21 protein-coding genes are annotated in these 22,081 nt (G+C 64.7%); 5 read left to right on the forward strand and 16 right to left on the reverse strand.

The annotated features are described in order from the left end of the window. Nucleotides 1-19: 19 nt before the first annotated feature. The 6 genes from GGD67_RS03535 to GGD67_RS03560 all read right to left on the reverse strand — a co-directional run bounded on the left by GGD67_RS03535 (nt 20) and on the right by GGD67_RS03560 (nt 3,401). Complete coding sequence (locus GGD67_RS03535) at nt 20-283, reverse strand: hypothetical protein (RefSeq protein WP_018320984.1); 264 nt, start codon at nt 281-283, stop codon at nt 20-22. Nucleotides 284-298: 15 nt separating this feature from the next. Then, nucleotides 299-499, reverse strand: coding sequence for a hypothetical protein (locus GGD67_RS03540; protein ID WP_018320983.1), 201 nt, complete (start codon nt 497-499; stop codon nt 299-301). A 13-nt stretch (nt 500-512) separates the two neighbouring features. Next, nucleotides 513-698 carry a hypothetical protein gene (locus GGD67_RS03545; RefSeq protein ID WP_018320982.1) on the reverse strand — a complete coding sequence of 62 codons (186 nt, stop codon included), beginning with the start codon at nt 696-698 and terminating at the stop codon, nt 513-515. A 140-nt stretch (nt 699-838) separates the two neighbouring features. Further along, nucleotides 839-2,107, reverse strand: coding sequence for a cytochrome P450 (locus GGD67_RS03550; RefSeq protein ID WP_179730928.1), 1,269 nt, complete (start codon nt 2,105-2,107; stop codon nt 839-841). A gap of 88 nt (nt 2,108-2,195) precedes the next feature. Further along, nucleotides 2,196-2,522 (reverse strand): hypothetical protein, encoded by a 327-nt coding sequence (locus tag GGD67_RS03555; RefSeq protein ID WP_018320980.1) that lies wholly within the window; start codon nt 2,520-2,522, stop codon nt 2,196-2,198. Nucleotides 2,523-2,627: 105 nt separating this feature from the next. Further along, nucleotides 2,628-3,401, reverse strand: a complete 774-nt coding sequence (locus tag GGD67_RS03560) for a ferredoxin--NADP reductase (protein ID WP_179730930.1) — start codon at nt 3,399-3,401, stop codon at nt 2,628-2,630. A 156-nt stretch (nt 3,402-3,557) separates the two neighbouring features. Here GGD67_RS03560 and GGD67_RS03565 point away from each other — a divergent pair, with 156 nt between their 5' ends. Beyond that, nucleotides 3,558-4,754, forward strand: coding sequence for an amidohydrolase family protein (locus GGD67_RS03565; RefSeq protein ID WP_179730932.1), 1,197 nt, complete (start codon nt 3,558-3,560; stop codon nt 4,752-4,754). A 125-nt stretch (nt 4,755-4,879) separates the two neighbouring features. After that, the gene (locus GGD67_RS03570; RefSeq protein ID WP_179730934.1) at nt 4,880-5,569 is read left to right on the forward strand and encodes a hypothetical protein; all 690 of its coding nucleotides are present in this window, start codon (nt 4,880-4,882) and stop codon (nt 5,567-5,569) included. Between the two features lie 10 nt (nt 5,570-5,579). Here the strand turns inward: GGD67_RS03570 and GGD67_RS03575 are convergent, their stop codons facing one another. The 9 genes from GGD67_RS03575 to GGD67_RS03615 all read right to left on the reverse strand — a co-directional run bounded on the left by GGD67_RS03575 (nt 5,580) and on the right by GGD67_RS03615 (nt 14,446). After that, nucleotides 5,580-5,969 carry a hypothetical protein gene (locus GGD67_RS03575; RefSeq protein ID WP_018320976.1) on the reverse strand — a complete coding sequence of 130 codons (390 nt, stop codon included), beginning with the start codon at nt 5,967-5,969 and terminating at the stop codon, nt 5,580-5,582. 193 nt (nt 5,970-6,162) lie between these two features. After that, on the reverse strand, nt 6,163-6,618 hold the full coding sequence (locus GGD67_RS03580; RefSeq protein ID WP_018320975.1) for a MarR family winged helix-turn-helix transcriptional regulator: 456 nt from the start codon (nt 6,616-6,618) through the stop codon (nt 6,163-6,165). A 14-nt stretch (nt 6,619-6,632) separates the two neighbouring features. Further along, complete coding sequence (locus GGD67_RS03585) at nt 6,633-7,337, reverse strand: ABC transporter ATP-binding protein (RefSeq protein WP_018320974.1); 705 nt, start codon at nt 7,335-7,337, stop codon at nt 6,633-6,635. Further along, the gene (locus GGD67_RS03590) at nt 7,334-8,125 is read right to left on the reverse strand and encodes an ABC transporter ATP-binding protein (RefSeq protein ID WP_018320973.1); all 792 of its coding nucleotides are present in this window, start codon (nt 8,123-8,125) and stop codon (nt 7,334-7,336) included. Before GGD67_RS03590 ends, GGD67_RS03585 begins: the two co-directional genes overlap by 4 nt. Further along, nucleotides 8,122-10,011 carry an ABC transporter permease gene (locus tag GGD67_RS03595; RefSeq protein ID WP_179731422.1) on the reverse strand — a complete coding sequence of 630 codons (1,890 nt, stop codon included), beginning with the start codon at nt 10,009-10,011 and terminating at the stop codon, nt 8,122-8,124. Before GGD67_RS03595 ends, GGD67_RS03590 begins: the two co-directional genes overlap by 4 nt. A 202-nt stretch (nt 10,012-10,213) precedes the next feature. Next, nucleotides 10,214-11,416, reverse strand: a complete 1,203-nt coding sequence (locus GGD67_RS03600; protein WP_179730936.1) for an ABC transporter substrate-binding protein — start codon at nt 11,414-11,416, stop codon at nt 10,214-10,216. A 79-nt stretch (nt 11,417-11,495) separates the two neighbouring features. Then, entirely contained in the window at nt 11,496-12,080 is a 585-nt protein-coding gene (locus GGD67_RS03605) for an amino acid synthesis family protein (RefSeq protein WP_179730938.1), read from the reverse strand. Between the two features lie 15 nt (nt 12,081-12,095). Then, complete coding sequence (locus tag GGD67_RS03610; protein WP_179730941.1) at nt 12,096-12,992, reverse strand: UPF0280 family protein; 897 nt, start codon at nt 12,990-12,992, stop codon at nt 12,096-12,098. Further along, on the reverse strand, nt 12,989-14,446 hold the full coding sequence (locus GGD67_RS03615; protein ID WP_179730942.1) for a 6-hydroxynicotinate reductase: 1,458 nt from the start codon (nt 14,444-14,446) through the stop codon (nt 12,989-12,991). The genes GGD67_RS03610 and GGD67_RS03615 overlap by 4 nt, the downstream gene beginning before the upstream one ends. Nucleotides 14,447-14,697: 251 nt before the next feature. Between GGD67_RS03615 and GGD67_RS03620 the strand changes: the two genes are divergently transcribed. Together GGD67_RS03620 and GGD67_RS03625 are read left to right on the forward strand one after the other, a co-directional pair. Beyond that, on the forward strand, nt 14,698-15,180 hold the full coding sequence (locus tag GGD67_RS03620) for a (2Fe-2S)-binding protein (protein ID WP_018320967.1): 483 nt from the start codon (nt 14,698-14,700) through the stop codon (nt 15,178-15,180). Next, nucleotides 15,180-18,701: a molybdopterin cofactor-binding domain-containing protein gene (locus GGD67_RS03625; protein ID WP_179730944.1), complete on the forward strand. Its 3,522-nt coding sequence runs from the start codon at nt 15,180-15,182 to the stop codon at nt 18,699-18,701. The genes GGD67_RS03620 and GGD67_RS03625 overlap by 1 nt, the downstream gene beginning before the upstream one ends. Here the strand turns inward: GGD67_RS03625 and GGD67_RS03630 are convergent. Continuing rightward, nucleotides 18,698-19,666, reverse strand: a complete 969-nt coding sequence (locus GGD67_RS03630; RefSeq protein WP_179730946.1) for a catechol 2,3-dioxygenase — start codon at nt 19,664-19,666, stop codon at nt 18,698-18,700. The genes GGD67_RS03625 and GGD67_RS03630 overlap by 4 nt on opposite strands. 416 nt (nt 19,667-20,082) lie before the next feature. Between GGD67_RS03630 and GGD67_RS03635 the strand changes: the two genes are divergently transcribed. Then, nucleotides 20,083-21,822 (forward strand): ATP-binding protein, encoded by a 1,740-nt coding sequence (locus GGD67_RS03635; RefSeq protein ID WP_026202466.1) that lies wholly within the window; start codon nt 20,083-20,085, stop codon nt 21,820-21,822. Nucleotides 21,823-22,081 lie beyond the last annotated feature (259 nt).

Raw genomic sequence — 22,081 nt, forward strand, 5'->3', positions numbered from 1 at the left:
CTCTTGGCCGTGATCTTCTCTAGTGCTTCTGTTGCGCCGCTGTCGGTTTCGGCTGCTTGTGGCCGCTCTGGCCGGCGTCGTTGTGCTTGTTGTGGTCGCTCTCCTGGTTGAGACCGCCGCGGCTCACCGGAAATTCGCTGTGTCGAGCTTCCGGCCGCGCGCGATGAGCAGCGGTACCCTCGACGTTGCGGCCGGATGCCTGATCGAGCTCCCTCGCATCGGGAATGTCAGGCTTGCGCTCGAGAATGCGAACCTGCTGTTCGTGGGTCTTTCTGCCTTGCATTCTGATCTCCAATCGTCACCTGCCGCCGCCCTTGCCGGCCGCGTCGTGGCGGTGATGAGAATCCTGCTCGCCTCCACCACCGGAGACGCGGCTGTGGCTTCGCTGCTCATCGTCCGCAGGCGGCTTCTTCACTTCCAGCGGCGCCTTCGCATTCTCATGCGATGCGCCGGGGCCGCCCTGGCGAATACTGTTGGGTGTCTTGGTGGATGTCGACATGAATGTCGCCTCCTCAACGGTCTTGCTGGTATCCCTGATTGGTCGTGTTCTGCTTGATGTTGCCTTGCTGTCCCTGTTGGTCCGGATTTTCCGCGCGCTGCTGACCGCGCGGAGTCTGATCGGCCGATGTTTGCTTGGTGTCGCCAGTTCCCTTCCGGCTCTGATTGGCCGGCGGAACATTCGGCATTTTGCTGGTCATGATCCAACCTCTTCGAGAGATGGGACTTCTGGGCCCGGAACTGTTCCGTCGCGTGCCTCAGGTCCCGGTGGACAACAGCAAGCGCCGCAGGCCGTTCCGAGCGGATCATGGTCAGCGACGATTTGCCGAAGGAGAGAGCTTCACTCCGCCCGCACGGGAGAACGATCGGCCATCGCTGGCGCCGCAGCGGCAAATGTTCCGTGGATCTCGGCCGTGACGGGAAGCTTCGCAATCATGCGAATCCCCGGGCGCTTGCGCCAATGGATCTGCGAGGGGTCGACGGCCAGACCAAGTTTCGGCCAGCGCACGAACAGCGCTTCCAGCGCGCAGGCCGCCTCGATCCGCGCAAGCTGATGGCCAAGGCAGAAATGGATTCCCGTCCCGAACGAGAGGTGACGGTTCGGCTTGCGTTCGAGATCGAGGCTTTCGGGACGATCATGCATCGCCGGATCCATGTTGGCGGCGGCGAGCATCACCATGACACGGTCGCCCTTCTTCAGACGCACGCCTTCGACCTCGATGTCCCGCCGCACATAGCGTGGCTTGGAGAACTGCACCGGTGACACGAAGCGAAGAAACTCCTCCACCGCAAGCCCGACACGGCTCCAGTCCTGCTCCAGCCAGTCGCGGAGGCCAGGACTCCTAAGCAGCTCGTAGGCGGAACCGCTGATGAGATGCGTGGTCGTCTCGGAGCCTGCTGCGAGCAGCAGAAACACCATCGAGACCATTTCATCCGGCGTGATCCGGGCACCCTCGCGCTCGACCTGGACCAGTTCGGCGATCAGGCCTTCGCCGCCCTGCACGCGCGCGGCCTGCAATTGCTGCTCCAGGTAGCTCCGCATCTTTCGGAACGCCCACAGCAAGCGGAAGAAGCTGACGACGTTCGTCAGCGAGGACATCGCGTTGCCCCAGGCGATGAATTTGGGCCGGTCGGCCAGAGGCAATCCCAGAAGCTCGGAGATCACTGCGAGCGGCAGGATGCGCGCGTAGCGCTGGACCAGATCGGCTGGCCGTCCCTCCGCGAACAGCTCGTCGGCCAGGCCGTCGGCAATGGCACGGATGCGCGGCTCCATCGCGACGATGGCACGACGGCGAAAGGCCTCGTCCACGATGCTGCGGAGCCTCGTGTGATCCGGCTCGTCCATCGTCAGCATGTTGTTGGCGATGGTTCTGACGAAGCTCGGCATCCACCAGCGCAGAGCCGCGACGTCGCCATCCTCCTTGCGCAGCGTGAAGGTAGCGCCGTCCTTCAGCACGTGTGCCGTCGCGTCATGGGTCGTGGTGATCCAGACATCGCCGACCAGAGGAAATCGCGTCGCGACGAGAGGACCGGACATGCGCAACGCCGCGATCGCCTTGGGCGGATCGCGAAAGAAGGCCTCGCTGGTGAAATCGAGGCGCGCTGTCATGGGATCACCGGAGTGATTGTTGGCGTCTCACCCAGATGGTATGCGCGGGCCAACCCGCAAGTCGGAACCCGCGCGAGGAGACGACGATCTATCCACGCCCCGGCGAGCGCTGGCCGGTCTTGCGCTGCTGCTGGTTGGTATAGGCGTCCCAATGGCTCCAGCTGCCGTTGCTGAGGCTCTGCATGTCCGTGCCGAGCGGACGGCGCGTGCGCTTGTCGTGATCGGCGATCACGCGCTCGGACTGGGCGATCTTGCGCTTGAGTTCCGCGATCGCCTTCTGGGTCTGGCCGTTCCGCTTCGAGGAGGCGATCTCGCCCATCGTGAAGCGCGCGGTCTCCAGCGCCTTCAACTCGGCGCGGTTCTTCTTCAACTGGACCCGGTGCCAGGCGATGTTGCTGTCGCTGTCCGCAACCATGTGGGAACTCCGCTGATTCGTTCCCACAGTGTATCAAGCGCCGAATCGGCGCCGCAACGGGCCCCACGCGGCGAAAATGCGGTCTTCTCAAGCTAGAATTGCGCGTTAGCGCTCGGCAAAGGCCTTTTCGACCACGAATTGGGCCGGCTCGCCGTGATTGCCCTCGACAAAGCCGCGCTCTCCCAGGAGCACGCGGGTATCAGCGACCAGTGCCGGGCTGCCGCAAATCATGACGCGGTCGTGGGCGGCCTCCAGCGCCGGCAGGCCGATATCGGCGAACAGCTTGCCTGTGGTGATGAGGTCGGTGATGCGGCCGCGGTTGCGGAACGGATCGCGCGTCACGGTCGGATAATAGATCAGCTGGTTCTGAATGTACTCGCCGATCAGCTCGTCCTTCGGCAGCGTCTCGGTGATCATCTCGCCATAGGCGAGCTCCTTGACGTGCCGGCAGCCATGCAACAGCACGACCTTCTCGAACCGCTCATAGGTCTCGGGGTCCTTGATCACGCTCAGGAACGGCGCAAGGCCCGTGCCGGTGCCGATCAGGTAGAGGTTGCGCCCCTCCTCCAAATTGTCGATCACCAGCGTGCCGGTGGCCTTGCGGCTGACGATGATCTCGTCGCCTTCCCTCAAATGCTGGAGCCGCGAGGTCAGCGGACCGTCCGGCACCTTGATCGAGAAGAACTCCAGCGTCTCCTCGTAATTGGCGCTGGCGACGCTATAGGCCCGCAGCAGCGGCTTCTCGCCGACCTTGAGCCCGATCATGGTGAATTCGCCGTTGCGGAAGCGGAAAGTCGGGCTGCGCGTGGTCTTGAAGGAGAACAGCGTATCGGTCCAGTGGTGGACGCTCAAAACGCTTTCCTGGTTGAAATTGCTCATCTCACTTCCCTGTCGCTTCCAATGCGGTTCCGAGGCGGGCAGCTATGCGTCGTTTGTACACGATCATTCGTATACTAATGAATAATCCTGCTTGATCCCGCGGTCAAGGCTGCCCAAGATCGAAAGCGTTGCAGTTAGGAATAAGGAGCCCCTTCCATGGCGCATGACGCACCCCAGGCCACCGGACCCTCGAAGCTCGTGATCCGGAATATCGGCCTGATCCTGTCCGGCGCCCTGGAAAAGCCGATCCTGAATGGCGACACCATCGTCGCCGAGAACGGCAAGATCACCGCAATCGGCCGCTTCAAGGACGTCGACATTGAAGGCGCGACCACGATCGTCGAGGCCAACGGGACCACGGTCGCGCCGGGCCTGATCGACAGCCACGTCCACCCTGTGGCGGGCGACTGGACGCCGCGTCAGAACCAGATCGGGTGGATCGACAGCAACCTCCATGGCGGCGTTACCACCATGATCTCCGCCGGCGAGGTGCACATGCCCGGCCGCCCCCGCGACGTCGTCGGGCTGAAGGCGATGGCGATCTTTGCGCAGCGCGCATTCTGGAATTTGCGCCCCGGCGGCGTGAAGGTTCACGCCGGCGCGCCGGTGATCGAATGCGAGATGGTCGAGGAGGACTTCAAGGAGCTGGCCGCCGCCGGCGTCAAGCTGCTCGGCGAGGTCGGCCTCGGCGGCGTCAAGGACGGTCCGACCGCGCGCAAGATGGTCGGCTGGGCGCGCAAATACGGCATCCAGAGCACCATCCACACCGGCGGCCCCTCGATCCCCGGCTCCGGCCTGATCGACAAGGACGTCGTGCTGGAGGCCGATACCGACGTGGTCGGCCACATCAATGGCGGCCACACCGCCCTGCCCGACGACCAGATCCGCTGCATCTGCGAGGGCTGCAAGCGCGGCCTCGAGCTGGTGCATAACGGCAACGAGCGCTCCGCTCTGTTTACGCTGCGCACCGCGCGCGAGATGGGCGATCTGCACCGGGTCATCCTCGGCACCGACGCGCCCGCCGGCTCCGGCGTGCAGCCGCTCGGCATTTTGCGCATGGTCTCGATGCTGTCCTCGCTCGGCGAACTGCCGGCCGAGCTTGCGTTCTGTCTCGCCACCGGCAACACCGCCCGGATGCGCGAGCTCGATTGCGGCCTCATTGAAGTCGGCCGTTCCGCCGACTTCGTCATCATGGACAAGGCCCAGCACTCGCCCGGCAAGAACATCCTGGAGAGCGTCCAGCTCGGCGACCTCCCGGGCATCGGCATGACCATCATCGACGGCATCGTGCGCACCCAGCGCAGCCGGAACACGCCGCCCGCGGGGAAAGTGCCGGAGGTGGTGGCGAAGTGACGCAGCCGGAGCGGCACACCGCTCGGCATCGCCCCTCGATGGCGTTGAACAAGTCTGCGACCTGCTGCGTCTAACGCAGGCAGCCCCCGGCGGCGGCATTTCATTGCTGGACCATCGAGGGAAACATGAAGAACTCATCGCGAATAGCCGTCGGCGTTGCTGGCGCGGTGGCGGGCCATGTCGCGATCTTTGTGCTGTTTTCCCTATTCGATTTCGGCAACCGCGCGGACCCGATCACCTCGGGTCTGTTGGGACTGTTCGTTTACTCCCCCATCGGCGCGATCGCCGGCGCGGTGGTTGCCAACTGGCTGGTGAGGCGTTCAGGCCAGGACGCGGGCAATGGCAGCATCGCGCGCAACAGCCTGAAGTCTCTCGGCGTCGTCGTCCTGCTCTGCGTCGCCGGGATCGGCATCTACATCGCTTACGCCTATGCGACTGCGACGCCATGGCTCAACCGGAACGGCGGCAATCCCCTGCTCGTATTTGAGGTCCGTTTTCCGGCCGGGGTCGCGGTGCCGACATCGGCCCAGGGCATCACCATCGAATTGCAGACCGACCTCAACACGATGCCGGGCGAAGTGACCCCGGCCGCCTTCTATCGTGACGGCGACCAGCCCGTCATCGCAGGCGAAGTCGAGCTCGCGTTTCGAACCTCGCACCGGCAGCTCGCTGTCAATATCCAGGGCCAGCCGAGCCGCATCTACCCGATCGACTTGACGGCCCGGGCGCCGCATACGCCGGAGTTCGGGACCTGGCGGCGGCTCGCAGACGGCAGCGAAATTCGCTACCGCGCCAAATGGCCGGGCAAGACGTAAGCGTTCGAGATCAGCGCTTCTTCGCGATCTCACATCGCACATAGGTCTGGCGCTTGGCCTGCCCGACCGGTCCGTTGTCCATCACCAGCTTGCCGTCCACGGCGATGGAGACCCGGGGATTGGAGCGAAACTTCTCGCCCTCGCCTTCGCAGGCGAGCTTCATTTTCCAGCCGAGCTTTCCGTCGGCGGTGATCTCGCCGGCGCGGCAGCGCGTCTCGTACCAGTAGAGGCGATTGCCGCCTTCGATGCTCATGCGGTTGGGGCTGTCGTCATCGCGGCAGTCTTTTTTGGTGGACGCCCAGAAGCCCTCGTAGGGCTGCGCGGCAAAGGCAGGCGCGCAACTGCCCGCCAGCACCGCACCGAGAGTGAGGAGCATCGTAAACTTCGCCGCGACTCTCATGACTAATACCTCGACAAGTCCCTCATCGAGGTTAGTCGCCCGTCCCCGCACCTCGTTCAACTGCCGTAGGGTGGGCAAAGCGACTTGTCCGCCATAGCTCGAAGAGCGACGGCGGAAGCATGCCCACCATTGAGAAGTGGTGGGCACGGCGCTTCGCGCCTTTGCCCACCCTACGAGACCTTCTACGGCACCCTCACCGCAGCTTGTTCAACAGCGCCATCAGCATCTCGCGCTCTTTCGTGTCGAGCGGCGCCAGCGTCTCGCGGGTGATGGCGAGCGCGTTCGGCGCGACCTTCTCCGAAAGCTGCTGACCGGCGCGCGTCAGGCTGACCAGCAGCCGCCGACCGTCCTCGGGATCCTGGCTGGTTTCGGTCAACCCGCGCGCCGTGAGCCGATCGATCACGCCCTTGATCGTCGCGACGTCCATCGCCGTCAGCCGGCCGAGCTGGTTCTGCGAGCACGGCCCGGTCTCGGCGAGCTTCGACAATGCCGCCCACTGCGTCGGCGTCAGATTGGTGCCGATATCGCGGGAGAAGATCGAGCTGTGGCGCTGCCAGACCTGGCGCAGGATGAAACCGACCTGCTCGTCGAGCACGTAAGGCGGTTTTGCCGGTTTGACGCCCTTCTTCACCGCGACACTTCTCGCCATCCGTCCCCCGCCTCTCACAACGACAGATGCGCGTCGCGGATATCCGGACGCGCATCGAGCTCGGCCATGGTACCGCCGAAGCAGATGCGGCCGCGCTCGATGATGTAGGCGCGATCGGAAATCAACCGCGCGAAATGCAAATTTTGCTCGGAGACGACGATGCTGACGCCCTCCTTCTTCATGGTCAGGATGGCGTCGACCATCTGCTCCACGATCTTCGGCGACAGGCCCTCCGAGGGCTCGTCCAGCAGCACCAGCGACGGATTGCCCATCAGCGTGCGCGCGATCGTCAGCATCTGCTGCTCGCCGCCGCTCATGCGGCCGCCGGGACGGTTCTTCATCTCGCCGAGATTTGGAAACAGCGCGAACAGCTTTTCGCGCGTCCAATGCGGCGCGTTCGGACGCTTGGGCTGCTTGCCCACTTCGAGATTTTCCTCGACGGTCAGGTCGGTGAATATCCGGCGCTCCTCCGGCACATAGCCGAGTCCCTCGCGCACGATCTCGTGGGTCGGCTTGGCCGAGACGTCCTTGCCCTCGAACATGATGCGGCCGGTTCGTTGCGCGACCAGGCCGACGATCGAGCGGAACGTCGTCGACTTGCCGGCACCGTTGCGCCCGAGCAGCGCAACCACCTCGCCCTCGCCGACCTCGAAGCCGATGTCGAACAGGATATGCGCCGGGCCATAATGGCTGTTGAGGCCCTCGACGGTGAGCTTCATGTTGATGCTCCCTCGCGATGGCGGGCATCGTAGACCAGGCCCTCGCCGAGATAGACCGCCTGCACCTGCGGATTGCCGCGCACCTCGGCTGGCGTGCCCTCGGCGATCAACGTCCCTCGATTCAACACGATGATGCGGTCGGCGTGCTCGAACACCACGTCCATGTCGTGCTCGGTGAAGAGCACGCCGATCGATTTCTCCCGCGCAATGCTCGCGGTCAGCCGCATCAGGTCGACCCGTTCGCGCGGCGCCATGCCGGCGGTCGGCTCGTCCATCAACAACAGCTTGGGCTGGTTGGCGAGCGCCACCGCAAGCTCGAGCCGCTTGAGGTCGCCATAGGCAAGCTCACCGCAGGGCCGATCGGCATAGCCGCCCATGCCGACCAATTCGAGCAGACGGCCGGCCTCGCCGCGGTCGAACTTCGGTGCCGAACCGAACAGATTGAACAGCTGCTTGCCGTGCGAAATTAGTGCGACCTGCACGTTCTCGCGCACGGTCATGGTGGCGAAGGTCGCGGTGATCTGGAAGGTGCGCCCGACGCCGAGCCGCCAGACCTCCCGCGGCTTCCTGCCCGTGATCTCTTCACCGAGCAGGCGAACATGGCCGGTATCGGGCTTGTTCTGGCCGTTGAGCATGTCGAAGCAGGTGCTTTTTCCCGCGCCGTTCGGCCCGATCAGCGCCAGAATCTCGCCGGCTCGCAGCGAGAACGACACACCGCGCACGGCGTGGATGCCGCCATACGATTTGGTCAAGCCTTCAACGGCGAGAAGCGGAGGTGCAACACTCATTCGGCAGACTCGATCGGCTTGGCAAGCAAGGGAGACCCCGGCGGCGATGCCTTCCTGCGGCGCTGCGCCAGCATCTCCAGCATGCCGACAATGCCCTTGGGGAAGACGACGACGATCAACATGATGAAGCCGCCGAGCACGAGCTTCGACAAATCGGTCTGGCTGACCAGCCAGATGTTCAGGGCTTTGTAGACGATGGCGCCGATCACCGCGCCGGACACCGTCTCGACACCGCCGAGCAGCACCATCACCAGCGCATCGACCGAGAGCGAAATGCCGAGATTGTCTGGGAAGACACTGCCCTTGAGGTAGGCAAACAGCGCGCCGCCGATGCCGGCGGTCGTCCCTGCGATCACGAAGGCCGTCCACTGGATGCGCTTGGCATTGATGCCGATCGCCTCGGTGCGCAGCAAAGAGTCGCGCGTCGCCCTTAGCGCGTAGCCGAATGGCGAGAACACCATCGCCCGCAGCGCGATGGTCACCAGCGTAGCAACGCCGAGCGCCAACCAGTAGAAGTGCGACGGGCTCGCCGCCCATTTTTCCGGCCAGACGCCCAATATGCCGTTGTCGCCGCCGGTGACGCTCACCCATTGGAACGCGATCGACCAGACGATCTGCGCGAAGGCGAGCGTCAGCATGGCGAAGTAGACGCCGGAGAGCTGCACGGCGAAGAAGCCGAACACGGCCGCGCCCATGCAGCCGAGCAGCGGCCCGAGCAACAGGCACACGATCATCGGCAGCCCCGCCATCTTGGCGAGGAAAGCGACGCCATAGGCGCCGAGGCCAAAATAAGCGGCATGGCCGAAGGACGCGAGCCCGCCGACCGACATCAGGAAGTGCAGGCTGACGGCGAAGATGACGAAGATCGCGATCTCCGAGCCGACGGTCAGCGCGTAGTTACCGGCGAACAGCGGCAGCATCGCCGCGATCACGAGCGCCGCAAGCGCCGCAAGCCGCTCGTTCGACGTCAATGGCCGCCACGGATTGACGGTGAGCCCCGGCGTCTTGCGTGCCGGCGCCTCCGGTTTGCCGAATAGGCCCCACGGTCGCACGATCAGCACCACCGCCATCACCAGGAAGACCAGGATGATGGAAATCTTGGGGAAGATCAGGATGCCGAAGGCGTTGAGCTCGGAGACCAGCACCGCCGCGACGAACGCACCGACGATGCTGCCGAGGCCGCCGATCACGACCACGACAAAGACTTCGACGATGATGCGCAGATCCATGGCGTGATGCACGGCATCGCGCGGAATCTGAAGCGCGCCGCCAAGCGCGGCGAGGAAGACGCCGACCGCGAACACGGACGTGAACAGCCATTTCTGATTGACGCCGAGGGCTGCGACCATGTCGCGGTCTTGCGTCGCCGCGCGCACCAGGACGCCCCAGCGCGTGCGCTGGAACAGCAGCCAGAGGATGCCGAGCACGACGGGCCCGAGCACTATCAGGAACAGGTCGTAGCTTGGGATGTTCTGGCCGAAGAAATCGATGGCCCCCTTGAAGCCGGGCGCACGACGGCCGACGAGATCGTCAGGCCCCCAGATCAGCACCACGAGATCCTCGACCATCAAGGTCAGGCCGAAGGTTGCGAGCAGCTGGAACAGTTCAGGCGCATGGTAGATGCGCCGGAGCAGCACCATCTCGACGAGGACACCGATCAGCGCCACCGCAATCGCCGCGAGAACGATACTGCCCCAGAAGCCGAAGGCACCCGACAGGCGCTCGGTGAGCGTGAAGGCGATGTAAGCGCCGATCATGTAGAAGGCGCCATGCGCGAAATTCACGATCCGCGTCACGCCGAAGATGATCGACAGGCCCGAGGCCACCAGGAATAGCGACGCCGCGCTGGCGAGACCGGTCAGAAACTGTACGACGTAAAAGGCCATCGGCGGTCCGGGTTGGTGTTGCATGCCGCGGCACGCGGGTCTTGGTCCACCTCTCCCCGCTTGCGGGGAGAGGTCGAATTTGCGCGATGCGCAAATTCGGGTGAGGGGGAGTCTCCGCAGGGGCTCGCTGTCACCTCCCTCGCGGAGGCTCCCCCTCCCCCCGACCCTCTCCCCGCAAGCGGGGCGAGGGAGAAGGAAGACATCAATCCTTCGGACGCAGCTTCTCGACTTCGGCATCGCTGGGCAGATAGTCCGCGCCCTTCTTGTAAGCCGAATCCACCATCACGCCCTTGCCGTCCTTCAGCGCGGTCTTGCCGACGAAAGCACCGAGCGTCGACTGATGGTCGATCTTGCGGAAGGTGATCTCGCCGAATGGCGAGGACATCGACAGTCCCTCCGCGGCAGCGATCAGCTTCTCCGGATCGGTCGAGCCCGCCTTCACCAGGATCGCGGCGGCCGCCTTGATGGTTTGGTAGCCGACGATGGAGCCGAGGCGCGGATAGTCGTTGTACTTGGCCTGGTACGCCTTCAGGAACGCGTCATGCTCGGGCGTCTTGATCGAGTACCAGGGATACCCGGTGACGATCCAGCCCTCGGGCGTCTCATCCTTGAGCGGATCGAGATATTCCGGCTCGCCGGTCAGGAAGGAGACCACCTCGCGGCCCTTGAACAGGCCGCGGGTGTTGCCTTCGCGCACGAGCTTGACGAGGTCGGCACCGAAGGTGACGTTGAGAATCGCTTCGGGATTGGCGGCGGCAACCGCCTGCACCACGGGGCCCGCGTCGATCTTGCCCTGCGGCGGCCACTGCTCGTCGACCCACTGGATGTCAGGGCGCTTCTCCGACATCAGCTTCTTGAACACGGCAACGGCGGACTGGCCGTACTCATAGTTTGGCGCGATCGTCGCCCAGCGCTTGGCCGGCAGCTTTGCGGCTGCTTCCACCAGCATCGCCGCCTGCATGTAGTTCGAGGGACGCAGGCGGAAGGTGTACTTGTTACCCTTGGACCAGGTCACGGCATCCGTCAGCGGCTCGGCCGCGAGGAAGAACACCTTCTTCTGGTTGGCGAAGTCGCTGACGGCAAGGCCGATGTTCGACAGGAACGTACCCGTCAGCATCGCGACACCCTCGCTCGACACCAACTCGTTCGCCGCGGTCTGCGCGTCCGCCGGCTTGCCGCCGTCGTCCTTGGAGATCACAACGAGCTTCTTGCCATTGATGCCGCCGGCCGCGTTGATCTCTTCGACCGCGAGCTGCCAGCCCTTGCGATAGGGCTCGGTGAACGCCGGCAGCAGCGAATAGCTGTTGATCTCGCCGATCTTGATGTCCTGCGCCAGGGCCGAATGAGCCATGCCGCCCGCCAGAAGCGCGAAGGCCGCGCCGACGAAGTAATTTCTTGCTCGCATCCCAACCTCCAGTTTTGAACTCTTTACGTCTTCCGCGTGATCTCATCCGAGAGGCTGTGCCCGCCTCCCGCTTCGAGCCCTATCTCAGACCGTCCTCGCCCTTCACTTCCGCAACCGTGAGCCCGCCGACGCGCGGCAGCGGACGGCCGCTGTCGGTGACGGCGACCGCGACCATGATCTCGTTGGCACGCGGCGCGTCGTTGATCTGCACTTCCATGCCGTCGAAATGGCTGCGCACGAAGGCTGCGTCCTTGTGCCCCAGCGGGATGTCGAGCGTCGTACCCGGCCCGCTGCGCTTCTTCGACGACGGGATCAGAGCCGCGCCCTTGCCCAGCACCTTGCGCACCGGCGCGCCCAACTTGGGGTGGAGGATCGCGGCGGCATGCTCCAGCTCACCGTTCTCGCCGACGGCGGCGGCCTTGCCATAGCTTTGCGCCTTCGCACCATCGATGCCAAGCGCCGCCACGGCGCGCTTCGACAACAGCTCGCCCAGCTCCTCGCCGATTGCGATCAGCGGCGAGAGATCCTCGACATACTGTCCGGCAAAGGGATTTTCGATGACTGCGATCGCCGCGGCACGCCGGGTCGGCGGCGAGACCTGGCGGCCCATCTCCATCTGCGTCTCTTCGACGACGGTGACGATCTTGCGGATGATCGCGCTCATGTTTCGCTTCCCCGTTCAGGCACAGACCGCGTTCTCCAGCACAAGCGGGCGCGTTCGTTGCTCTTCTATATCCTTAGGTTCGATGACAAGCATATCACCACAAAGCCGCACCACGGCACCCTCGATCAATCCGCGATCGAACAATTGGCGTGCACATTCCGCGCCAGATTCGAGCGCGACGGCGATCTCGTCCTGCGACAACTCGCCGACGTCGCGCGTCACGAGACGCTCGCCGAGATCGCTGTCGGGCTGCAGCTCGCTTGCAGGCGTCCGGATGATGGAGGGATGCCCGGGCAGATCGACAGCGTTGCCGATGATCGTGGCCGCCGCATCGGCCTGCGACGCCGTTGCCGCCAGCACCGTCACGGCATCGGCAATGCCGAGCGAAAAGCTGCGGCCGTGCCGGCCGCTTGTCGCGATGCCCCGCACGGGGTCATCCGCGTCAACCCTCATCGTCCGCATCACGCCGGCGCGATCGGGCCGGTCCATCAGGCCGACCGAAAAATGCTCGCCCTTGCCGAGATGAAGCGCGATATCGCCGCCATTGTTGACATAGGCCTGATTCAGCGTCGCAGCGCCTAGCATGGCGCCCAGGATCTCCTCCGCCACGCTACCGGCAACAGCCGCCATCGGCGTGATGAAGCAATCGGAGGCATAGGGTGCGACAGCGGCATGCATCCGGCGGGCCACCACGCCCTTCAGCGAAGTCCGATTCCCGGCGGCCGTGCGCAGCTCCGGCAATTCGGCGCAGAGCTCGTCGAGCAGTCCGGTGAAGCGGCGCACAGCCGCCTCATAGGCTGCACGCACATCGTCCGAGCGCCCCCTCGCCTCAACGACCAGATCAATCGGTCCATCCTGCAAATGCAGCCGCCGGCCATCAGACAGCAATGCGATTTGCGGGAGCCGCGTCATGCCCGAGGTCCCGGGATCGGGTTCTGCCAGGGCAGCTGGCGGACATCGTCGCCGTTCTGGACCTCGGAGAGCGGCTTCACGTAATCCATGTGCCCGCCGAGCGCGGCATAGTCGGACAGCTTCATCGTGAACTCGATCGGCGCAACCAGCGCCGGCGTCGGCACGTAGCCGAACGCGCCCGCCGGCATCTGCGTCACGTCGACCATGTAGGTGATGCCGCCCCCCGGCCAGACATAGACCGGTGCACCGCCGCTGGTGACGCGCGTCAGCGCGTCCTTCACCGAGCGCGTCAGCCGCACCGGATTGTCGGTGACACCGGCACGCAGCGAGCCGCCGGCACCGGCCATGAACAGCACCGTGCACAGCGCCGGCTCGCAATTCTCCTGGATGCGCTCGACCGAGAATTTCAGATCATCCGGCATCTCGGTCTCGACCGGCTTCAGGGCCTCGTCAAGCACGTAGTAAGACGAATGCTCGCCGGTCGTGGAGACCATCAGCATCGAGAGACCCGGTCTTGCCTCCTTGGCATCGAACGGCCCAAGGATGGCCAGCGGATCCGAGATGTTGGTGCCACCCCACCCCGTGCCGGGATCTGCGACCTGGAAATAGCGGCCGGGCGTCGAGCGGCGGCCCTTCATCTTGATGCCGGTATCGGCGATATCGAGCAGCTTTCCGGCCTGATGCTCCGAGAGCACGCCGGTGATGTGGTCGTCGACCACGACGACTTCGTCGACCTTGCCGTGCCATTGCTTGGCGAACATGCCGATCGTCGCCGAGCCGCAGCCGACGCGCATGCGCTCTTCTTTCATGCCGTTGACGATCGGCGGTTGGCCGGCCTGGACGACGACGCTCGCGCCGCCGTCGATGGTCAGCTCGACCGCCTTGCAATTGGCGAGATCCATCAGCGTGTCGCAGGTGATGCGGCCCTCCTTCTTGGAGCCGCCGGTGAGATGATGCACGCCGCCCAGCGACAGCATCTGCGAGCCGTATTCGCTCGTGGTGACATGGCCGACCGCCTCGCCCTGCGCGCGCACGGTCGCGGTCTCCGGCCCCAGATAGCGGTCGGTGTCGATCTTCACCTTGATGCCGCAATAGGAGAAAATGCCCTCGGTGACGACAGTCACCATGTCGACGCCGTCGACCTCCGCGGAGACGATGAACGGCGCCGGCTTGTAATCGGGGTAGGTCGTGCCCGCACCGATCGCAGTCACAAAGGTCGAAGGTTCGTGGACGATCTTGCCGTCCCAGTCTTCGGTGCGGCTGAACGGGACCAGCTTGCCGCCATGCGAGACCGTGCGCTCCAGGATCACATGCGGATCGACGCGGACGAGCTTGCCGTCGTGGTTGGCGTAGCGATCGCAGGCGCCCGCCGCGCCCGGCTTGATGTAACACATCACCGGACAAGCATCGCAGCGGATCTTGTCGATAGCAGCGCTCGTCGTTTCCATCACCATGTCAGAGCCAGCGAGACCGCGGTTATCATTCGTATACGAACGATGTTGCGCGCGCCCCGGATGGCTGTCAAGCGGCGGTGCAGCGCAAAAGATGCGGCTGCTGCATAAAACCTCATTTGCCTATCCGCTCTGTCCACAAAGAAGGCAGTCGCGCTGCAGTGCGGCATGCATGGCTTGCACGTTTGTGTACAAACGGTATCGTCGCGACGTAGATTTTCGCCATGACTTTGGCCGAGCGCTTGGAAACGAGGATGACGCAGACACCGATCCGCCTCACCGTGAACGGGGGGATCCACGAGGTCGCTGCAGCGCCGGAGACGCCGCTGCTCTACGTGCTGCGCAACGATCTCGCGCTCAACGGCCCGAAATATGGATGCGGCCTCGGCGAATGCGGCACCTGCACTGTCCTGATCGACGGGACGGCGGCCCGCTCCTGCGTGATTCCCGTCGGTGGCTGCGCCGGCCGCGACATCGTGACGCTCGAAGGGCTCGGCACGCGCGACAAGCCTGACCTCGTGCAGCAGGCCTTCATCGACGAGCAGGCCGCGCAATGCGGCTATTGCCTCAACGGCATGATCATGACCACCAAGGCGCTGCTCGCGATCAACCCGCGGCCGACCGAGCAGGAAGCGCTGGCGGCGCTGCGCTACAATCTCTGCCGCTGCGGCACGCATGTCGAAATCCTGCGCGCCGTGATGCGCGCTTCAGGCCAGCTCACCGAGGCCGTTGATTGATGGCCTCCCCTGCCCCTGATGGAGCTGAGCGCCAGTCCGGTTCGCTCGCCGTCGTCCGCACCGTGGATGAACTCACGTCCGAGACTTTCATCCGCATCACCGCGGATGGATCGATCAGCGCGTATAACGGCCATGTCGATCTCGGCACCGGCATCCGCACCGCGCTCGGCCAGATCGTCGCCGAAGAGCTGGATGTGTCCTTTGCGCGTGTCGTCGTGGTGCTCGGCGACACTGCGGTGGTGCCGAACCAGGGCGCGACGATCGCGAGCGAGACCATCCAGATCACCGCCGTGCCCCTGCGCAAGGCCGCGGCGCAAGCCCGTCACTTCCTGATCGCGCGCGCGGCCGAGCGGCTGGAGCTGCCGGCGGCAGACCTCAGAATCGAGGACGGTCTGGTGCGCGGACATGACAACCGCAGCGTCAGCTACGGCGAATTGATCGGCGACGAGACGATCCGCCTGGAGTTGGCCGACGACGTCACCGTCAAAGCGGTTGGCGATTATGTCATCGTCGGTCAGTCGACGCCGCGCGTCGACCTGCCCGCCAAGGCCACGGGCGAATTGACCTTCGTTCACGATATCCGCGTCCCCGGCATGCTGCACGGCCGCGTGGTGCGACCGCCCTATGCCGGTGTCGATGCCGGGCCGTTCGTCGGCACCAGCCTGATCGCGGTCGATGAAGCGTCAGTACGCGACATTCCTGGCCTCGTGGCGGTCGTGCGCATCGGCGACTTCGTCGGAATCGTCGCCGAACGTGAGGAAAATGCGATCCGCGCGGCCGAGCAGCTTGCAGTCAGCTGGAAGCCGACGCCGGCGTTGACCGATCTTTCCCACGTCGAGACCGCGCTGCGCGCCAATCCATCGACACCGCGCACGCTGATCGACAAGGGCGACGTCGATGCGGCGATATCAGGCGCGGCCAAGCCGATGCAGCGCACTTATGTGTGGCGGTATCAGATGCACGCCTCGATCGGCCCGTCCTGTGCGGTTGCCGACTTCCAGGACGGCAACATCCGGGTCTGGTCCGGCACGCAAAATCCGCACGTGCTGCGCAGCGACCTCGCATTGTTGGTCGAGCGTCCCGAGAGCGAGGTCGAGGTGATCCGGCTGGAAGCCGCCGGCTGCTACGGGCGCAATTGCGCTGACGATGTCACCGCGGATGCACTACTGCTGTCGCGCGCCGTCGGCCGGCCCGTCCGCGTACAGCTGACACGCGAGCAGGAACACGCCTGGGAACCCAAGGGCACCGCGCAGCTCATCGACGTCAATGGCGGCCTGGATGCGAACGGCGGTATCGCAGCGTATGATCTCGCCACGCGTTATCCCTCGAACGCTGCGCCGACGCTGGCGCTGCTGCTCACCGGTCGCATTCCATCCGAGCCCGCCGTGCTGCAGATGGGCGACCGCACGGCGATCCCGCCCTACGATTACGATCACATGCGCGTCGTCGCCCATGACATGCCGCCGATCGTGCGCGCCTCCTGGTTCCGCGGCGTCTCGGCGCTGCCGAACACGTTTGCGCACGAATCCTACATCGACGAAGCCGCAACCGAGGCCGGCGTCGATCCGATCGAATACCGTCTGCGCTACCTCAAGGACCAGCGCGCCGTCGATCTCGTCAATGCGGTCGCCGAACGCGCGGGCTGGACGCCCCGGCCGGCGCGCGAAGAGAAAGACGGCGAGATCGTCCACGGCCGCGGCTTTGCCTATGCGCTCTACGTCCACAGCAAGTTTCCCGGCTACGGCGCGGCGTGGTCGGCCTGGATTGCCGACGTCGCGGTGAACAAATCGACCGGCGATGTCAGCGTGACGCGCGTGGTTGCGGGACAGGATTCCGGATTGATGATCAATCCGGACGGCGTCCGCCACCAGATCCACGGCAACGTCATCCAGTCCACCAGCCGCGCGCTGATGGAGGAAGTCTCGTTCGAGCGCGGCGCGGTCGCGGCACGGGAATGGGGCGCCTATCCCATCATCCCGTTCCCCGACGTGCCCAAGATCGACGTCTTGATGCTGCCGCGTCAGGACCAGCCGCCGCTCGGCGTCGGCGAATCCGCCTCGGTGCCGAGCGCGGCGGCGATAGCGAACGCGATCTTCGATGCCACTGGCGTGCGCTTTCGCGAGCCGCCCTTTACGCCCGAACGCATCCTGAGGGGATTGCACGGTGAAACTTCGCCCGTGCCGCAGGCCCTGCCCGCGCCCGCCGCGCCGCCGCCGTCGCGCATCTGGGAGAATCCGTTCGCCAAACGCGCCGGCATCTTGGCTGCGATTGCTGCCGTCTGCACCGCCGCGATCGGCATCGGCGCGGCGCTTCTGCCGGGGCGCGCGATTGCGCCGATCGCCCGGCCCGACGCATCGGTCTATTCCACCGCGACGATCGCACGGGGAGAGCAGCTTGCTGCGCTCGGCAATTGCGCGGAGTGCCACACCAATATCGGCGGCGTACTCAATGCCGGCGGCCGCGCATTGGAGACGCCATTCGGCACGATCTATTCAACCAACATCACCCCCGATGTCGAGACCGGCATCGGCGCATGGTCCTATCCCGCCTTCGAGCGCGCGATGCGCGACGGCTTGCATCGCGACGGACGGCAGCTCTATCCCGCATTTCCCTACACACACTTCTCCAAGACAAGCGAAGCCGACCTTCAGGCGCTCTATGCCTATCTGATGGCGCAGCCTGCAGTGCGCGCGACGGCGCCGGCGAACACGCTCGCCTTCCCGTTCAACCTGCGCCCGCTGCTCGCGGGTTGGAATGCGCTCTTCCACCAGGCAAAGGAATTCAAGCCCGACCCCACCAAGTCCGAAACCTGGAATCGCGGCGCCTATCTTGTCGAGGGCCTCGGCCATTGCAGCGGCTGCCACTCGCCGCGCAATGCGCTCGGCGCCGAGCAGCGCAATGCCTATCTCGCCGGTGGCTTCGCCGAAGGCTGGGAGGCGCCGCCGCTGACCTCGCTCTCTCACGCCCCGATCGCGTGGAGCGAGGATGAGCTGTTCGCCTATTTGCGCACCGGCCATTCACGCTATCACGGCGTCGCCGCCGGCCCGATGGCACCCGTTGTCAGGGATCTCAAGGCCCTGCCCGACCAGGACATCCGCGCGATGGCGGTCTATCTCAATTCGTTCAACGATGCCGCGGTCGATGCGCCTGCGCTCGCGGTAAAACTCGAGGGCGCAACGCAAGTCACCGTCGCCTCGTCCACCGGCGCGCGGCTCTATCAGGGAGCCTGCGCCGTCTGCCACGAGGTCGGCGGCCTGCCGTTGTTCGGCAGCCGGCCCTCGCTCGCGCTCAACAGCAATCTGCACAGCGCCACATCGGACAATCTCGTGCAGGTGATCCTGCACGGCATCGCCGAGCCCGTGTCGAGCGATCTGGGCTACATGCCGGCGTTCCGGAACAGCATGAGCGACGCACAGGTGGAGGAGCTCGTCAACTTCCTGCGCCAGCAATTCGCGCCGGGCAAGCCGGCATGGTCAGGCGTCCGCGAGACGATCGCGCGGGTGCGCAATTCAATCCACTAACCGTGCTTCTTCGCCTCCACCGGCGGCGTGCCGTGGGTGTGGAAGGACTCGATCGTCTTCAGCCCCCACGCCTGGCCCTTCTTGCGCTCCTCCTCGGTCCACACGATCGGCTTCCAGTCCGGCGCGAGGATCAGGCGTGCGCCGGCATTGGCGACTTCGACGCGGTTGCCGCCGGGCTCGTAGACGTAGAGGAAGAAGGTCTGCTGGATTGCGTGCTTGTGCGGGCCGGTCTCGATGTGGATGCCATTCTCCAGGAAGATGTCGGCAGCGCGCAGAATTTCTTCGCGGCTGTCGAGCGCGTAGGTGACGTGGTGGAAGCGGCCCGGCACGCCTGAATGGTCGAGCGAATAAGCGAAGTCGTAGCTCTTGTTCGACATCGTCAACCACATCGCAGCTTCCCGGCCGTCATTGAGCACGATCTGCTCGGTGAGGCGGCAGCCAAGGTAATTCTCGAAGAACTCGCGGTTGGCCTTGATGTCGACGGCGAGGCAGTTGAGATGATCGAGCCGGCGGACATTGACGCCGCGCGCGGGAAAGCGCTGCGCCTGGTTCTTCAGTGCGGGTTTCAGCTCGGGCGGCGCCTGATACCATTCGGTCTCGTAATAGAGCTCGACGATGTGACCATCAGGATCGCGGCAGCGGAACGTCGGCCCCTGCCCCATGTCGCCGTCGATCCAGCCGATGTCGAAACCGGAACCCTTGAGCGCGGCGACGCGGCGCTCCAGCGCCTGTTGGCTGCGCGCGCGCAGTGCCATGTGTTCCATGCCCGAAGTCTTCGATGCCGTCAGCTTGAGCGAATAGCGTTCGTAATCGTCCCAGCCGCGCAAGTAGACCGACTCACCCTTCTGGCCGCTGACAGTCATGCCCATGACGTCGACGAAGAATTTCAGGCTCTCATCGGGCTTGGGCGTCAGCAGCTCCATATGGCCGAGATGAGCGAGATCGAGGATCGGTTCGGGTTGCATGCTTTCCTCCGGGGCACAGCTGGCGATCCGCCGACCAGATCGCGTCATCGGACGCAAGCTGCAACGCGCTCATGCGTCCAAGGCGGTCACGAGGCCCCGCCAGCTATTTGTACTAATGTACAAATGATTAGGTCCCGTCAACAAATCAAACACCCTGGATCGAAGGAGAACGTTCCCCCGAAGGGTGGACTGACTGGCCGGATGGTAAAATGTTCCTTAATTGCCATTCGGCTCCAACGGCCTGAAATAGCGCTGATTTCCCGCCGTTTCCGCCCGCAAGTATGCAATCGGAACAAACCTCCCGGCCGAATTGCCGTGGATTTAACGAAGTGCCCGCGCCTGGCGCTTAACCGTTTGTGCAGCCACGGCCGCGCATAGTCCGGGCAAATCCCTCGCTCTCGCCAGGTTCATTCATCGTGACATCCTTTGGACGCGTGATTTCGGTTCGCGGATCGCTGGCCCGGGTCGGGCTGCTGGCAGAAAGCCAGATGCCGATCTCGGAAGTTCGGGCGACCGTCGGCCGCTTCGTCAGTATTCGCAGCGCCAGCTCGGTCATCGTCGCGATGATCACCGAGGTGTCCTGCGAGAACCTGTCGAGCAGCGACAGTTATATCGCGGTTGCCTCGGTCGACCTGCTCGGCGAGATCCTCAACGCCAGCGACAAGCCGAAATTCCAGCGCGGCGTCACCAACTATCCGACCATCGGCGATTCCGTCGATCTGATTACCAGCCAGGAGCTGCGCACAATTTACGCGCCGACCGGCTCGGACCAGATCAATGTCGGCTTCCTCCAGCAGGATCGCTCGGTCGTCGCCTATGTCGATGTCGAGGAAATGCTGTCCAAGCATTTTGCAGTGCTGGGATCGACCGGCGTCGGCAAATCCACCGGCGTGTCGCTCCTGCTCAACGAGATCCTGAAGGCGCGCCCGAACCTGCGCATCTTCCTGCTCGACGTGCACAACGAATACGGTCGCTGCTTCGGCGACCGGGCGCTGGTGCTCAACCCGCGAAACCTGAAGCTGCCGTTCTGGCTGTTCAATTTCGAGGAAATCGTCGACGTGCTGTTCGGCGGCCGCGCCGGCGTGCCCGAGGAGCTCGACATCCTGGCCGAGGTGATCCCGCTCGCCAAGGGCGTCTACACCCAATATCAGAACGCCGACCGCATCGGCCTCAAGCGCATCGATCCCAAGCAGATCGGCTACACCGTCGACACCCCGGTGCCGTACCGCCTGGTCGACCTGATGTCGCTGATCGACGAGCGCATGGGCAAGCTCGAGAACCGCTCCTCGCGCATCATCTATCACAAGCTGATCTCGCGCATCGAAGCGGTGCGCAACGACCCCCGCTACGCCTTCATGTTCGACAACGCCAATGTCGGCGGCGACACCATGGCCGAGGTCATCAGCCATCTGTTCCGCCTGCCGGCGAACGGCAAGCCGATGACGGTGATGCAGCTCGCCGGCTTCCCCGCCGAGGTGATCGATTCCGTCGTCTCGGTGCTGTGCCGCATGGCCTTCGATTTCGGCCTGTGGAGCGACGGCGTCTCGCCCCTGCTGTTCGTCTGCGAGGAAGCGCATCGCTACGCCTCCGCCGACCGCAATATCGGCTTCGGCCCGACCCGCAAGGCGGTGTCGCGCATCGCCAAGGAAGGCCGCAAATACGGCGTCTATCTCGGCCTTATCACCCAGCGGCCGGCCGAGCTCGACGCCACCATCATCTCCCAGTGCAATACGCTGTTCACGATGCGTCTTGCCAACGAGCGCGACCAGGCGCTGCTGCGCGCCGCGGTGTCGGACGCCGCCGCGAACCTGCTCTCCTTCGTGCCCTCGCTCGGCACGCGTGAAGTGCTGGCCTTCGGCGAAGGCGTCGCACTACCGACCCGGTTGCGCTTCAAGGAGGTGCCACCGCACCAATTGCCGCGCGGCGAGGCTACCATCAGCAGCGTGCCTTCGGTCACCTCCGGCCACGACATGCATTTCGTCAGCGCCGTGCTCGAACGCTGGCGCGGCGCCACCTCGCAGCGCGACGTGCCGAATGACCCTGTGTTCTCGGCTCCGCCCGCCAAGACGCTCTCCAATGTCGAGGCCCCGATGCTGCAGCCCTCGATGGGGCTCGATCCGGACCGCTTCTCGCTGCTGAAGAAGCCGCTGCGGTAAGGACTCGCGTGTCCCGGACGCGCGGCAGCGTGAAACGCTGCTGCGCAGAGCCGGGACCCACGCCGCGCACACCCTCCTCTCCGACATTCTGGGCCCCGGCTCAGCAGCGCACCGCAACGGACGATGCTTGGAGCGCTGCGCTGCGTCCGGGGCACGAGACCTAACGACTCCTCTGGAGCCTCTCGCCCGCATCGACTATGTTTTGCCGGTACGAAGCCGGCGTTCTACACATGACGAACCCTCGCTCGAACGCATGGGA

Origin of the sequence: Bradyrhizobium sp. IAR9 (assembly GCF_013408065.1) — a bacterium.
Classification (GTDB): Bacteria; Pseudomonadota; Alphaproteobacteria; order Rhizobiales; family Xanthobacteraceae; genus Bradyrhizobium.

Excerpts from the sequence above, each read along its gene's own strand:
- GGD67_RS03535 (WP_018320984.1), bottom strand. The coding sequence starts at position 283 with ATGCAAGGCAGAAAGACCCACGAACAGCAGGTTCGCATTCTCGAGCGC.
- GGD67_RS03565 (WP_179730932.1), top strand. The coding sequence starts at position 3,558 with ATGGCGCATGACGCACCCCAGGCCACCGGACCCTCGAAGCTCGTGATC.
- GGD67_RS03570 (WP_179730934.1), top strand. The coding sequence starts at position 4,880 with ATGAAGAACTCATCGCGAATAGCCGTCGGCGTTGCTGGCGCGGTGGCG.
- GGD67_RS03580 (WP_018320975.1), bottom strand. The coding sequence starts at position 6,618 with ATGGCGAGAAGTGTCGCGGTGAAGAAGGGCGTCAAACCGGCAAAACCG.
- GGD67_RS03610 (WP_179730941.1), bottom strand. The coding sequence starts at position 12,992 with ATGACGCGGCTCCCGCAAATCGCATTGCTGTCTGATGGCCGGCGGCTG.
- GGD67_RS03590 (WP_018320973.1), bottom strand. The coding sequence starts at position 8,125 with ATGAGTGTTGCACCTCCGCTTCTCGCCGTTGAAGGCTTGACCAAATCG.
- GGD67_RS03545 (WP_018320982.1), bottom strand. The coding sequence starts at position 698 with ATGACCAGCAAAATGCCGAATGTTCCGCCGGCCAATCAGAGCCGGAAG.
- GGD67_RS03540 (WP_018320983.1), bottom strand. The coding sequence starts at position 499 with ATGTCGACATCCACCAAGACACCCAACAGTATTCGCCAGGGCGGCCCC.
- GGD67_RS03575 (WP_018320976.1), bottom strand. The coding sequence starts at position 5,969 with ATGAGAGTCGCGGCGAAGTTTACGATGCTCCTCACTCTCGGTGCGGTG.
- GGD67_RS03600 (WP_179730936.1), bottom strand. The coding sequence starts at position 11,416 with ATGCGAGCAAGAAATTACTTCGTCGGCGCGGCCTTCGCGCTTCTGGCG.
- GGD67_RS03605 (WP_179730938.1), bottom strand. The coding sequence starts at position 12,080 with ATGAGCGCGATCATCCGCAAGATCGTCACCGTCGTCGAAGAGACGCAG.
- GGD67_RS03625 (WP_179730944.1), top strand. The coding sequence starts at position 15,180 with ATGGCCTCCCCTGCCCCTGATGGAGCTGAGCGCCAGTCCGGTTCGCTC.
- GGD67_RS03585 (WP_018320974.1), bottom strand. The coding sequence starts at position 7,337 with ATGAAGCTCACCGTCGAGGGCCTCAACAGCCATTATGGCCCGGCGCAT.
- GGD67_RS03615 (WP_179730942.1), bottom strand. The coding sequence starts at position 14,446 with ATGGTGATGGAAACGACGAGCGCTGCTATCGACAAGATCCGCTGCGAT.
- GGD67_RS03620 (WP_018320967.1), top strand. The coding sequence starts at position 14,698 with ATGACGCAGACACCGATCCGCCTCACCGTGAACGGGGGGATCCACGAG.
- GGD67_RS03630 (WP_179730946.1), bottom strand. The coding sequence starts at position 19,666 with ATGCAACCCGAACCGATCCTCGATCTCGCTCATCTCGGCCATATGGAG.
- GGD67_RS03595 (WP_179731422.1), bottom strand. The coding sequence starts at position 10,011 with ATGGCCTTTTACGTCGTACAGTTTCTGACCGGTCTCGCCAGCGCGGCG.
- GGD67_RS03555 (WP_018320980.1), bottom strand. The coding sequence starts at position 2,522 with ATGGTTGCGGACAGCGACAGCAACATCGCCTGGCACCGGGTCCAGTTG.
- GGD67_RS03550 (WP_179730928.1), bottom strand. The coding sequence starts at position 2,107 with ATGACAGCGCGCCTCGATTTCACCAGCGAGGCCTTCTTTCGCGATCCG.
- GGD67_RS03560 (WP_179730930.1), bottom strand. The coding sequence starts at position 3,401 with ATGAGCAATTTCAACCAGGAAAGCGTTTTGAGCGTCCACCACTGGACC.